The organism is Chryseomicrobium sp. FSL W7-1435, from assembly GCF_038595005.1.
Lineage (GTDB): Bacteria > Bacillota > Bacilli > Bacillales_A > Planococcaceae > Chryseomicrobium.
Genome location: NZ_CP151997.1, coordinates 2,210,309 through 2,222,829 on the forward strand (window position 1 = coordinate 2,210,309; position 12,521 = coordinate 2,222,829).

General features: G+C 39.9%; 12 protein-coding genes. 2 read left to right on the forward strand and 10 right to left on the reverse strand.

Annotated elements, in window-relative coordinates:
• Genes yhaM through MKY84_RS11185 form a run of 3 tightly spaced genes read right to left on the reverse strand, consistent with a single transcriptional unit; the run spans position 1 to position 4,513 of the window.
• Positions 1 to 942: a 3'-5' exoribonuclease YhaM gene (yhaM, locus tag MKY84_RS11175; RefSeq protein ID WP_342526081.1), complete on the reverse strand. Its 942-nt coding sequence runs from the start codon at positions 940 to 942 to the stop codon at positions 1 to 3.
• The gene (locus tag MKY84_RS11180) at positions 939 to 3,365 is read right to left on the reverse strand and encodes an AAA family ATPase (protein ID WP_342526082.1); all 2,427 of its coding nucleotides are present in this window, start codon (positions 3,363 to 3,365) and stop codon (positions 939 to 941) included. Before MKY84_RS11180 ends, yhaM begins: the two co-directional genes overlap by 4 nt.
• Positions 3,362 to 4,513, reverse strand: a complete 1,152-nt coding sequence (locus MKY84_RS11185) for a DNA repair exonuclease (RefSeq protein WP_342526083.1) — start codon at positions 4,511 to 4,513, stop codon at positions 3,362 to 3,364. The genes MKY84_RS11180 and MKY84_RS11185 overlap by 4 nt, the downstream gene beginning before the upstream one ends.
• A gap of 87 nt (positions 4,514 to 4,600) precedes the next feature.
• Between MKY84_RS11185 and MKY84_RS11190 the strand changes: the two genes are divergently transcribed.
• Complete coding sequence (locus MKY84_RS11190) at positions 4,601 to 4,786, forward strand: YhzD family protein (RefSeq protein WP_342526084.1); 186 nt, start codon at positions 4,601 to 4,603, stop codon at positions 4,784 to 4,786.
• 39 nt (positions 4,787 to 4,825) lie between these two features.
• Here MKY84_RS11190 and MKY84_RS11195 read toward each other — a convergent pair whose 3' ends face one another.
• From MKY84_RS11195 to MKY84_RS11210, 4 genes are all read right to left on the reverse strand, one after another.
• Positions 4,826 to 5,605, reverse strand: a complete 780-nt coding sequence (locus MKY84_RS11195; protein WP_342526085.1) for an enoyl-CoA hydratase — start codon at positions 5,603 to 5,605, stop codon at positions 4,826 to 4,828.
• Positions 5,606 to 5,941: 336 nt separating this feature from the next.
• Positions 5,942 to 6,283 carry a YlbF family regulator gene (locus tag MKY84_RS11200; RefSeq protein ID WP_342526086.1) on the reverse strand — a complete coding sequence of 114 codons (342 nt, stop codon included), beginning with the start codon at positions 6,281 to 6,283 and terminating at the stop codon, positions 5,942 to 5,944.
• A gap of 11 nt (positions 6,284 to 6,294) precedes the next feature.
• Complete coding sequence (locus MKY84_RS11205; RefSeq protein ID WP_342526087.1) at positions 6,295 to 7,440, reverse strand: DUF445 family protein; 1,146 nt, start codon at positions 7,438 to 7,440, stop codon at positions 6,295 to 6,297.
• A gap of 62 nt (positions 7,441 to 7,502) precedes the next feature.
• Positions 7,503 to 7,898: a ferritin-like domain-containing protein gene (locus MKY84_RS11210; RefSeq protein ID WP_342526088.1), complete on the reverse strand. Its 396-nt coding sequence runs from the start codon at positions 7,896 to 7,898 to the stop codon at positions 7,503 to 7,505.
• A gap of 66 nt (positions 7,899 to 7,964) precedes the next feature.
• Here MKY84_RS11210 and MKY84_RS11215 point away from each other — a divergent pair, with 66 nt between their 5' ends.
• The gene (locus MKY84_RS11215) at positions 7,965 to 8,168 is read left to right on the forward strand and encodes a DUF5342 family protein (RefSeq protein WP_342526089.1); all 204 of its coding nucleotides are present in this window, start codon (positions 7,965 to 7,967) and stop codon (positions 8,166 to 8,168) included.
• Positions 8,169 to 8,199: 31 nt separating this feature from the next.
• Here the strand turns inward: MKY84_RS11215 and MKY84_RS11220 are convergent, their stop codons facing one another.
• The 3 genes from MKY84_RS11220 to MKY84_RS11230 are packed head-to-tail and all read right to left on the reverse strand — an operon-like array spanning position 8,200 to position 12,507.
• A complete protein-coding gene (locus MKY84_RS11220; RefSeq protein WP_342526090.1) occupies positions 8,200 to 8,970 on the reverse strand; it encodes a sporulation protein in 771 nt (256 codons plus the stop codon).
• 58 nt (positions 8,971 to 9,028) lie between these two features.
• A complete protein-coding gene (locus MKY84_RS11225) occupies positions 9,029 to 10,768 on the reverse strand; it encodes an ABC transporter ATP-binding protein (RefSeq protein ID WP_342526091.1) in 1,740 nt (579 codons plus the stop codon).
• Between the two features lie 2 nt (positions 10,769 to 10,770).
• Complete coding sequence (locus MKY84_RS11230) at positions 10,771 to 12,507, reverse strand: ABC transporter ATP-binding protein (RefSeq protein ID WP_342526092.1); 1,737 nt, start codon at positions 12,505 to 12,507, stop codon at positions 10,771 to 10,773.
• Positions 12,508 to 12,521 lie beyond the last annotated feature (14 nt).

Genomic DNA, 12,521 nt, shown 5'->3' on the forward strand with positions numbered 1-12,521 from the left:
TTAGACATCAAATGTAGGACGGTAGAATGAGCGGTTTTCCAGCGGGAATAAGCGCTCTGAAAATTCTCCAGGAAGTGTTTTTTCCAATGCACGATTCAACATTGCCATCTTAGCATCAATATTATCGATGTAATGCAAAATTTCAGCTTCACGCAACATTGGACGTTTAGGACTACCCCATTCTTCTTTACCATGATGGGAGAGTACTAAATGTTGAAGAAGCATCACTTCTTCTCCTTCAATCTCTAATTCTTTTGCGGCCATTGCGATTTCATTGACCATGATAGAAATATGACCAAGTAAGTTCCCTTCAAGCGTATAGCTCGTAGCAACTGGACCAGAAAGTTCGATTACCTTACCAACATCGTGAAGCATGATGCCAGAATAGAGTAAATCTTTATTTAAGGCTGGGTACAACTCCGTCAAAGCCTTACCAAGGCGCAACATAGAGACAACATGATCCAGCAGACCTGACGCATAATCATGATGATTACGAGTGGCAGCAGGATACGTCACGAAGGCTTGGTGATGTTTCTTTAACAGGTGGCGCGTTAAACGCTGTAAGTTTGGATTGTTCATCTCAAAAATATAAGGCGTTAATTCATTCATTAATTCTTCTTTTGATTTTTCAGCAGCAGGTACTAGGTCTGTAATGGAAATACCCTCTTCTTCTTTTACCGGGCGAATGCTCTTCACGCGTAACTGAAGCTTTCCTCGGTAATCATGGATTTCCCCACCGATGCGAACAATTTTCTCTGCCCCGTAGAGCTTAGCATGCTCGTCATTTGTGTCCCATAGCTTTGCTTCAATGTCTCCGCTCTTATCTTGTAAGACAAGCGACATAAATGGTTTCCCTACAGTAGTCACACCAATGGTGCTTTGTTTAATTAGTAGATAGTGATCAACTGGATCGCCTACTCGAAGTGTTGTAATTCCCTTCATGTTCTGCTCCCTTCAGTCTCCAAATGAATAATTGAATTTTCACTCGTTGGAGACAGCCACTCTTGGTGGCATGTGAAATAAATATAAGGCAATTGGTTATCCTCACTCTTCAACCATTGTACCACTTGTTCAAAACGAATCGCATCAAAATGAACAAACGGATCGTCCATCAACAAGACAAATGGTTTTTCCTTCACTAACTCTTCAGCTAAGGCAAAACGGAGGGCTAGGTAAGCCTGTTCCTTAGTAGCTTGACTTAATTCCTTCATCTCATAGATTCGACCACTTTGAGTGATTGCTATAAAACGATTGTCCACATAATCTAGCGATTGATAGTTATTAGCCGTGAAAAGTGTAAAAAGGTAGCTTGCTCTTCTTAACGTTTTAGGGAAGACATCTTGTTGGTAATGCAGGTACAACGCATCTATTTCTGTAGAAATGGTTTGCCAAGCTAAGAAATCGACGACTGTGGCTTGTACGAGTTCTCGCTGTTCCTCGATTTGCTGAAGTAGTTGTCCTCTTTGCTCCGTATTCATTAATTCATCTAACTGTTGCTGTAACTTCAGCTGTGCTCGCATTAGCTCATTGAGACGCTGTTCCAATTGATCAAGCTCAGCAAGTAATACAGGTTTAGAGAGAGTTTTACGCTCTTTTCCTTGTAGGCGCCTTTGCAAATCGTTTAATCTTTGTTTCTTTTGAAGATAGTCTTGCGACAGGTTCACCAATTTTTGAAATTCGACTTCTGTGGCCACACCATAGCTGGTGTAAAGTTGCGTTAATTGAGATTTTAGAAATTCTTCCTGGTCAGCTAACTTTTGTTGAGCAGCAAGTATATGCTCATTCTCTGATTGAATCAGTTGCAGTGATCGATATCTATCATAAGCTTTAGTAAGCTCCTTACGTGCCTCTCGAAACGCGTCATTTTCTCTTTTCCCATTTAATAAGTGAGTGGGAAAGAGCGCTTTAATTGCTTCACTCTTTTGAAAGGTTTGATGCAATCTTTCTTCTACTTGTCTGTAGGAAAGTTGTAATTGTTGAAGACGTCTTAGAGAATCAAAGCTATCAGAAGCCCTATAAGAACTCTGATTTTCAATCCCATAGTCTTTCAAAAATTGTGTGACTTTAGCGTTTACCGTTTCATCCAACTGCTTATTTGGTAAGAAAATGGCGAAACCGATCAGGGTAACCGCAATCAGATACGAAAGTAGCCAATCTGTGCTAATACCAAGAACAATGAAGAGTACTCCAGAGAGTAAGAGTAAGCGCTGTTTTTTAACATCCCAACGAACACTTGGTTTTGATGCTGTAATTAACTGATTTAATTGCATCTCTTTTTCGTAGGATAAATCATAGTTCTCCAGATTATTTTCTAAGTTATAAGGAGAAATACTCAATGCAGCTAGTAAGGGTTGCTGATCTCTAACTATAGCTTCTAGCTGTTCTTCTAATTCAGCAGCTTTCACGTGATTTTCTCGCCACTCTGTTTCCTGTTCAAGAAATGTTTCCAAACTCGTAATTACTACTTCCAGTTGATTATAGTTTGCCTCGTCAAATGGTCTTAGGACCGCTCTCTGCAATTTCAGCTGGATGGACTGTAACTGCTCCAACCACTCCCGTGCATTCAATTGATCCTGTTGATCAATTACTGTAGACTCCTGCAGCTGCTCATTCAAAGCAGCATATTCTTCAAAGAGAGGTGACAACACCTGTTGTTCGTCCGCTTCGAATAGGTGTTGTTTTGTACTGCTGATTTCTTTATTCAGGTGATGTAACTGATGTTCTCCTTGCTCATGTTGTCGAACTAATTCTAGATAAATTTGCTCTTCAGCAACACCTTCACTTAATTTTTTTTCAAGTTGTTTCAACTTGTCTAGTTGTTGATTCAAAATAGGTTTTTTGCCTCCAGGTCGGTAGAGCGTCTGCATTTCTTTTGCTGCTTCTTTTTTTAACGCCGCATAAGGGTTTTCACCTGTTGTACCACTAGCAAAAAATAATTCTGTTAAGTCTTCTTGGGACAATTGATGAATTTTTTGAAGATCAAATAAGTGAAAGGCAAAGACCGCCTCAACTTGCTCACGAGTTAGACCATTCAATAACTGGCGAAGTGTTTGATCACCACCACAATAACTGCCATTCTTTGTGACTGTCACAACACCTGAAGAAGTTCCTTCTACACGTTCTACTTGATAGACGTCTTGCTGAATCTGCGCCTTCAACCATCCCCCATACTGCCCCCCACCTTTGGGCTCTAATCGGTTGGATGCAGCTCGAGTAGGAAACCCAAAAAGAATTTGCAAGATTGCTTCATAAAGAGAGGATTTACCTGCCTCATTTTGACCAACAACAACTGTCTGTTCTGAGAATGTAAATGTCCGTTGTTGATGTTTACCAAACCCATATAGGTGTACTTCTAGTAACTTCATGATTGATCACTCCGTTGGACGAGTAAGGCTTGTATTTTTTCTTTCACAAGTTGTTGTACGGACTCTTGTTGTGCATATGTTCGGAGTGCAGCAGGTGGATTTACCACCTCAGCAGATTCTAGCAAAGTTTGAAAATAAGGGGATAGTTCATTTTGCCAATTAAATCGCAATTGCGTCATATAAACTGTGGGAAGCAGCTCTGTTACCTGTTCTCTTATATACTCTTGCAACTCGCTGTCAGTAGTTGCCCCTAACCAATTCATTCTCTTTGTAGACAGGGTAACTTGTACTAAAACGTGTTGCTCCCCCCACTGTTGCTGTAAGAGATGAGAAGTTATAGTTTCAATTAACTGCTCGATAGATGAAGTTTCCGCTAGTTCAAGCTCTGTTGTTTCAAAAAGAGTAGTCGCTACTGGGCAAAAGTCCAATGTTGTTTGGTGATGAGAAAGCGTAACAGAATAATAACCCTGTTGACCCGTCTCTTTGCGGTGGCGTCCTTGAATGGTGCCGGAATAAACAATAGAAGGATTTTCATGAATCACTTGTCTTTTATGGATATGTCCAAGCGCCCAATAATCATAACCAATAGCTTTTAATTGATCGATAGTGAAAGGTGCGTAGACGTCATGTTCTGTTTGCGTCTGCTCACTACCATGTAACAATCCTATCGCAAAATCGACATCCGCCTCACGCTCTGGGTAGTGTTGGATAAAGGAATCTGTCAGATGGCGTGTAGGGTAACTAAATCCTGCTAGTTGCACTTTATGGTCCTTCGTTTGGAAAAAGGCGGCAGTAGGTTTATCCGGAAATACATGAACATTTGGAGGTAGAGAAAATCGAGTCCAGCGACCGCCAAGATGATCATGGTTCCCGTGAATAATGTAAACTGGAATTTGGAGTGCTGCTAGTCGTTCCATTGCTTTTTGAAAATGTCGTTGTGCCCGCAGGCTACGATTCTCTCCATCGTAAAGGTCTCCTGCCAGAACTATAAAATCTGGAGAATGGTTTTCAGCATCTTGTATGATTGCATCAAATGCTTCAAATGAAGCTTTTCGTAGTCTTTCTTGCCATTCAGTAGGAAGTTCCTGAATGCCTTTAAATGGACTTTCTAGATGGATGTCAGCGACATGAAAAAAATGGATAGCCATACGAAACTCCTTAAAATAGAATATTTGTTCTATTATATCATATCGGGTTTTTCTGTATACTAAATGCTAGGAGAAAGGGGTGCTTACATGAAACTTTATACATTTACAGCTTTCGAAAAAAGCGGGAAATTACTTGCAGAAGAAAAATGGGAGTATGCTACAGATGAAGAAGCAAAACGTTTAGGGGAAAAGCGCGTAGAAGAATTAGGATATGGTGAAACAACCCATCGATTGGTGAATACTTCAGGTAAATTAGTTCTTTTTCATGTGTAACTAGTAAATGGCCGCCTTTTAACAAGGCAGGCCATTTTTTTATTGATTAAATTGGGGTTTTCTTTTGTTAACGAATGCGTCAATTCCTTCAAGGTGATCAGCAGCACTACGCATAGCTGTTTGTGCAGCTGCTTCTCCCGACAATACTTGTTTTAATTCTTCCATTTTCGTGTTGTGTAAGATTTTTTTCGATTCTAGCATAGCTTGAACAGGAGAAGATGTTAATTTCTTTGTAAACTGCTCAACAGCAAATGGTAGTTGACCATCTTCAATCACTTGATCGACCAGTGTGGCTTCGTGAGCTTGTTCTCCTGTCATCATCTTGCCTTCCCAGATGATTTGTTTTGCTTTCGGAATCCCTACGCGTTCTTTTAAGAAAAAGTGGCCGCCTCCGTCTGGAACAAGAGCGATGCCAATAAAATTCATAGCAAGTTTGGCTGATTTTTCGGCAACAATAAAGTCACTTGCCAGCACTAAGCTGAACCCAAGTCCTGCAGCTGCTCCATGAACCGCAGCAATTGTTAGTTTTGGTAACGTATAATAAGCTAAAGCTAGCTTTTCAAGCTTACCCATGATATCTGTGATTTCGAATGACCCGTCATTAGCAAGCATTGCTTTAATGTCTCCGCCTGCAGAAAATGCGCGCCCTTCCCCTTGAAGAACAACAATTTTTGAAGTGGTGTCATGATGAAGTTCCGTAAAAACGGTCGTTAGTTCTTCAATCATTTGTCCATTCATTGAGTTGAGTGCGTCTGGGCGATTAAGTGTGACAGTTAACACTTCACCCGATAGATCGATTTTTAAAGCTTCATATGTCATTGTAATTCCCCTCCCTTACTACCTATTCGACAATTATTGTAGAATTCCTTTTTCTAGATGTTTTGAAGAGATTATATTTTAAAAAAAGAGATCAGGACAAAAATAAATCAGCAAGTTCTCTAGGGTGAATTCGAGAGAATTTGCTGATTTTCCGTGTTATATTGAGTTCCGTTCCGGGGCTGCGTTCCATGGGCGCGCTGTGAGCCTCCTCGTCGCAGGCTCCTGCGGGGTCTCACATTCCGACTTTTGATCCCACTGGAGTCAACCCCTCCACTCCACTCAAATTTCTACCTAGTGAGCTCTATTACTATATTTTGTAACAGCCTCTTAAGTTTATTAAAACTGCTCGTATAACTCTTGAACCGGCTTTAAAAGAATGCGGTTGATTTCTTCAATCAACTGACTAAGTTTCATTTCAGCTTCAAGCATCGCCAAGATTTTTTCGTTGGATTGAGCAAGTTGTGCTGTCTTCTGCGCATATTCCAATTCTTCACCAGGAATTTCTTCCCCTTTGACTTGCTTCTCTTGAAGTGTCATTTGAATCTTACGAAATGATTCAAACAGATCTTTAGCCTCTTGATCTTCTTTAACTGCTTGAATCGCTTCTTTGACACCTTGCATTTCTGAAGTAGAACGCAACGTTGTCTCTAACTTGTTAATATCATCATAAATGTTCATGTTAACAGCTCCTAACTATTGATAACGAGGGCGATAATTCCTTGGATGATACCTATCAGGCCACCAAGTACCCCTCCGAGAATTGTAATCATTTTAAATTCTCTTCTAGACAAGCCTAACACAAGTTCCTCTAATCGTGAAACCGGGAAGGTATTGACCTGCTCTTTCACAACTTGATCCAATTTCAATTTTTCAAACAGTACCGGAAGTTCAGCGTGAAGTCTCTCAAAGATGTAATCAACTGACTTGGGTAAAATTGATTCGCTCAGTACAGTTGTCGCTGTAGGGAAGAAATGGGTTACAGGCTTTTGAAGCTGTTGTTCCAGTTGAAGTTGATCATAAACATACGCTTTTACCTCTTTCACTACTGGTTCTGCATCAAAACCATTCAGTAGTTCGATAAGTGGTCGGTCTTTTAATCGATCCCACTCTGACGTAATTAAATTGGTGATTAATTGATGGGTACCAGGTGCTTCTAAGAACTTCGTGATTTCTGGTTGCAACTTGTTTGCTAATGAGTTCGAGTCTCCTACCATCATTAAGATCATGTTGCCAAACGTTCCTTTAGAAGCCAAGAAATCATCGACAAGCTGCTTCAAAGTTTGTTTCCCTTCAGCAGATTGTACAAAGTCAGCCCCTTTTCCTAAAATGACATCTGTAAGTTCGGGAATGCGTCCCTCCAGTTTTTGAAGCCAATCCGCTGGCATGACTGTTCCTAGACTACCTGTTTGAACTTTTGTTGTGAGTTTTAGGGCTTGAAAATCAACTTGGCTATCGATTATCTCTTTTAACTTTGTTTCTACATCATTGATTTCAGCACGTTTTAACCACTGATCGATAGTCGTACTCTCTAAACCTAAACCATCCTTAACCTGCTTTTCCACTAGTAAAAGAATTCGATTTTTTACTTCTCCATTTAAATAACGCTTTTCTATTAACTCTGGAGTTAATAAGTAATGAATAACTAACTTCCCTAATTGTGAAGCCAGTTCTTCTCTTCGCTTTGGAATCAATCCTGGGGTAAAAGGAACTCGCCAATTGCCAATATATTTTGCCTCATAGGGCCTAAACAACATTTTGATAGCGATATGATTCGTGAAGGCACCGATAAGTGCACCAATCAACGCCATAAATAAGATTGTTGTCACGATTTGCATGTTCTCACCTTTTTCTATAGTCTCTAGGTGATAGTATACCAAAAAGAGAGGCCCTGACTATATCAGGACCTCTCATCGTACCAATGAATATACCCTTGTAGACGAATAGCATGTTCCATCTCATCATGCATGGCAATCCAAAAAGGGGTTGCCTGCTTGGGTGTAGCATACCGAAGAACTAATGTTTTGTAAAAGTCAGCAGCTTCTAACTCATCTTCCCATGCTGTGAACAAGAATTCGCGAATTGAAGTAAAAGGTTTTGGCTTCTCTATACCTGTCACATAGCGCCCATTTTGCAAAAAATAAAGTTGCTGAAACATCTCATAATGCGCTTTTTCATCTTCATATATATGACTGACGACTTCTTTCCATCTTCTGTCGTCAGTCTCTTTCTCTAATTGCCTGTACAAATAATAGGCCTGATATTCATCTCGTATTGCCTTTTCTAAATCGCTCATCATTCCTTGCACTCACCTCCATATAGACTATGCTAAAATGAAGAAAGCTATGAAAGGAGCGACATTATGTTACAACATTTTAACTATCGTTCACTCTATGAAAATAAATCCTTACCTGGTTGGGAAGTCAGCTTTTATTACCAGCATGAAAAATTTCGCGCAATCTATGATAAGGATGGGTCAATTAACTGGTTGGATGCAACACCTGATAATGAAGAGAAGATAAAGGCCTTCATTCATGAACTCATGGTTTTCCATGTATACGATTAAACGCGCTCCCTCGAGAGGGAACGCGTTTTATTTAAGAATATTTACGTAAAACTTGGTAGAGTTTTGATTTGATGTCGCTTACTTCGTGTTTGTGAATAGTAAGCGGAACAAAAGTTTCATCTTGATCCATCGCCTCTGCTAAGAAGCCACCAAAGCCTCTTGCTTTACGATCGATTTGTAGAAGAAGCTCAGCTTTGTCAGGTGTTTGACTTAAGAACACTACTTCTATTTCATCTAATTTCCCGTAAAATTCGCCTGTCATTGGCACGTATTCAAACTCTTGCATAAATGGATACATCCCTTTGTACTTACGTGAAGCTTGTTGACAATCGGCTTTGCGTAATCGGAATCCTAAGTTTTCAATCTCTTTCAACACAGTTGCTGCTAGAACAGTTGGCTCTACCTGGATATAATCTTTATCAGTTGGATCTACTGCTGAGGCAATGTCTAACATCGTTTGAATCCAAACGCGCGTTGCCCCTTTTGTAACAGGTGTATCAAATGGTACTACAAAGGAAAAGGGAATCTCTTTTTGCTCGTTGGCAGCAAGAGTAAAGTGATCTACTACTTTTTGTTTGTGCACAACTGCTTTATCCGTAAATTTACGGTCATCTAATTCTCGGATATACGTCGTGTAGACGGCAAGATAAATAGCATCAATTTGTTGCTCAGACTTCCCACCACTGATTTTAATAACACCTTCCATTTGTTCACCCGCGCGATAGACCGCTTTTGATAAGACAGTATCCACTTTTGCAGAACCCACACCAATACTAGCTAGCATTTTGTTGAATAGTGACATAGAAAACTCTCCTTTTACATGATATATTTAGTAGTACGCACAAGCCTTACAGAAAGTTTCACGCTAATTGTGCAGAACCGGCCTGTAGACGATACATTTTTTCATATTGTCCTCCAAGAGCAATCAATTCATCATGATTGCCATTTTCAACGATTTCCCCTTTATCTAAAACTAGAATGCGGTCTGCATTTTTAATTGTAGAGAGTCGATGGGCAATAATAAATGTGGTGCGACCTTTTTTCAATACGTCCATAGCATGCTGAATCAATTCTTCAGTTTCTGTGTCTATATTAGATGTTGCTTCATCTAGGATTAAAATAGCTGGATTAAATGCCAGCGCCCGTGCAAAGGAAATTAATTGGCGTTGACCAGAAGACAATGTGCTCCCTTTTTCAACAACAGGTGTATCTAGTCCTAATGCCAAATTCTTTAACACACGCTCCCCACCCACTGCTGCAATGGAATGTTCCACTTGTTCTCTAGTGATGCGTGGGTCATTCAAGCTAATATTCGATGCAATTGTACCTGTAAACAAATAAGGATCTTGCAAGACAATTCCCATATGTTCCCGAACTGCTTGACGTGACAATTTCGTCATGTCAACGCCATCAATCGAGATAGTCCCTTTTGAAGGATCATAGAAGCGGAACAATAAATTCATGATGGAACTTTTTCCTGAACCCGTATGACCAACTAGAGCTACTGTCTCCCCTTTACTGGCTGAAAAGTTTAAGTTTTTCAGCACGTATTCCTCTTCTTTATAGGCAAACCAAACATTTTCTACAGTTACATTTCCTTGGTAACGAGGAATTCTATCCTCAGAAACCATTTCACCTTTTTCATCAAGAAGCTCAAATACACGTGTTCCAGCAACTAATGATCGTTCTAACTGTGAGAACTGATTCACAATACCTGTCAGTGGATTGAATAGACGTGTAATGTAATCAACAAAGGCATACAAAGTTCCTGCTGTTACAGCTGCTTCTGCACCGACTGAAGCTGAGCCAAAGTATAAAATGAACCCAAGAAACATCATATTTCTCAAAACAAATACTAAGTTAAACGATGTAGCCGAGTCTAGCTTCAATAGCTTGCTTTGGTAGTGGAAATGACTTTCATTCATTTCAGCAAATTCAGCAGCCATTTGCTTTTCCCGACGAAATGCTTGAATGATTGACATTCCTTGAATTGATTCATTGATCATAGCGTTCATATCAGCAAGTTTTGTACGGACAATGTGGTTATAGTTCGATGCATATTTTCTGTAAAGAATCATCCAAATATAAACAAGTGGTACAACGACTAGGGCCATCGCAGCCAGTCGAACATCTAATATAAATAATGCAATATAGACACCTGTAATCGAGATGATGCTTGTTGCAAACTGTGATAACACTTGAACATAAAGGTTTCGAATCGCCTCAGTATCATTTGTAACACGAGCAACAATTTTACCTGCTGGCAAATTATCGAAATAATGAACAGGTACACGTTGAATATGTTGGAATACGTCATTTCTTAGATGCTGAACAATTCGATTTGCCCCCACTTGCAACTGAATGTACATAAAATAGCGAAATACTGCGGCTATAATTTGTAACCCAAAAAACACGGCCAGTAGTTGTGCTATAACAACAAAGTCAATTTGATCAGCTGTAATTTGAGTATCAATTATATATTTAGCAATGAACGGTCCTATCAAATCGACCGATACGGCAATGGTTAACAAACCCAATCCACTTAAAATTGTTTTCTTATACTTTAATGCATAGAGATACAGTCGCTTTGAGGTTGTCATCTCTACACCTCCTCTAACTGTTGACGGTCAAATTGTTCTCGGTACCAACCACCGCTGCTTAACAGCTCTTGGTGCGTACCTTGTTCAACCACGATACCATCATCTAAAACAATGATTAGATCAGCATGTTGGATAGCTGATAAACGATGCGTCGTGATGATAGTTGTTTTTCCCGTTCGATTTTGTTGAATGTTTTCAATTATTTTTGATTCGGTTTTGGCATCCACTGCTGATAAAGAATCATCTAACAGTAAGATGTCAGGATTTTTAATCAAGGCCCGTGCAATGGAGACACGTTGCTTCTGACCACCTGATAAAGAAACACCTTTTTCTCCTACCAACGTTTCAAGACCTTTAGGTAAGTTCTCTAAATCTTTTTCAAAATAGGCAAGTCGGATGGATTGACGTAATTGTTCTTCCGTTGCATCTTCTTTACCAAATAATATATTTTCACGAATTGTACGTGAGAACAATACATGATCTTGTGGAACGTAGCCAATCTTTTGAAGTAAGTCTTCCCGGGACTGATCAGCAATCGCAACGCCTCCGATTTCAACCGCACCTTTACCCATTGGGTATTCTTTAAGCAGTTGTTTTACGAATGTCGTTTTCCCTGCACCTGTCTTCCCGACTATCCCGAGTGTTTGACCGGCATCTACCTTGACCTGGACATTGTGCAGATTGATGACTTCTGAAGTCGGATAAGTAAATTCCACTTGGCGGAAACCTACAGTTGGCTCTGGCTGAGCTTTTGCAGGTCGCAAAGGATCCACTACATCCTGCTGTGTACTGAGCGTTTCTTGTACACGGTCAAGTGATGCGTTTCCTCGTTGCATCACATTGATCAACTCTCCAATAGCAAACATGGGCCAAATCGCCAGGCCTAAGTAAACATTAAAGGTCACTAAGTTCCCTACTGTCATTTCACCAATCGATACCAAATGTGCTCCGTACCCAAGTGCTACTACATAACTGATTCCAGTCCCTACTTTTGTAATGGGACCGAATAAGGCATCGATTCGCTCGACAACCATATTTTTTTCATAAACTTGCGCACTCATGTCCGCAAAGTTTTGTTCATCCTGTCTCTCTTGTACATAAGCTCGAATAACACGTACACCGGCAATTGATTCTAAGACCTGGTCGTTCAAATCACCAAAAGCATCTTGCGCTTCCATGTATTTTTCATGAATGATTTTACCAAGGTATTGCATAATAAGTGCTAGTATCGGAATCGGTAATAACGCAAAAAATGTCAACTTCCAAGAAATTAAGAATCCCATCGCTAAAATAATCGCCAACATATAAAGCGTTGAATCAATTAACGTCATTATTCCAAAACCTGCTGTAGTTGCTACAGCGTTTAAATCATTTGTTGAGCGTGCCATTAAATCGCCTGTACGATTATTTTCATAAAATCCTGGTGTCATGTTTAAAAACTTGTTCATTAAACGTGTGCGTAGAATACGTTCGATTTTTACCGATCCACCGAACAACTGATATTGCCAAATAAAATTGATAATATATCCACCTAGTATAATGGCTGCAAAAACAATCACATACGTGCGCAATGAGCTCTCAGAAAGAGTGCCTGTTGTAATGGCATCAATCGCTTCTCCGATGATCCATGGAGGAATGACCTCGATGACACTTCCGATAATCAATAAGGTAATCGCTACGGTGTAACGCACCCAATGTTCTTTAAAAAACCAACTTAACTTTCCTAATACACTAAACAAACTAATCCCATCCT

Excerpts from the sequence above, each read along its gene's own strand:
- yhaM (WP_342526081.1), bottom strand. The coding sequence starts at position 942 with ATGAAGGGAATTACAACACTTCGAGTAGGCGATCCAGTTGATCACTAT.
- MKY84_RS11180 (WP_342526082.1), bottom strand. The coding sequence starts at position 3,365 with ATGAAGTTACTAGAAGTACACCTATATGGGTTTGGTAAACATCAACAA.
- MKY84_RS11185 (WP_342526083.1), bottom strand. The coding sequence starts at position 4,513 with ATGGCTATCCATTTTTTTCATGTCGCTGACATCCATCTAGAAAGTCCA.
- MKY84_RS11190 (WP_342526084.1), top strand. The coding sequence starts at position 4,601 with ATGAAACTTTATACATTTACAGCTTTCGAAAAAAGCGGGAAATTACTT.
- MKY84_RS11195 (WP_342526085.1), bottom strand. The coding sequence starts at position 5,605 with ATGACATATGAAGCTTTAAAAATCGATCTATCGGGTGAAGTGTTAACT.
- MKY84_RS11200 (WP_342526086.1), bottom strand. The coding sequence starts at position 6,283 with ATGAACATTTATGATGATATTAACAAGTTAGAGACAACGTTGCGTTCT.
- MKY84_RS11205 (WP_342526087.1), bottom strand. The coding sequence starts at position 7,440 with ATGCAAATCGTGACAACAATCTTATTTATGGCGTTGATTGGTGCACTT.
- MKY84_RS11210 (WP_342526088.1), bottom strand. The coding sequence starts at position 7,898 with ATGAGCGATTTAGAAAAGGCAATACGAGATGAATATCAGGCCTATTAT.
- MKY84_RS11215 (WP_342526089.1), top strand. The coding sequence starts at position 7,965 with ATGTTACAACATTTTAACTATCGTTCACTCTATGAAAATAAATCCTTA.
- MKY84_RS11220 (WP_342526090.1), bottom strand. The coding sequence starts at position 8,970 with ATGTCACTATTCAACAAAATGCTAGCTAGTATTGGTGTGGGTTCTGCA.
- MKY84_RS11225 (WP_342526091.1), bottom strand. The coding sequence starts at position 10,768 with ATGACAACCTCAAAGCGACTGTATCTCTATGCATTAAAGTATAAGAAA.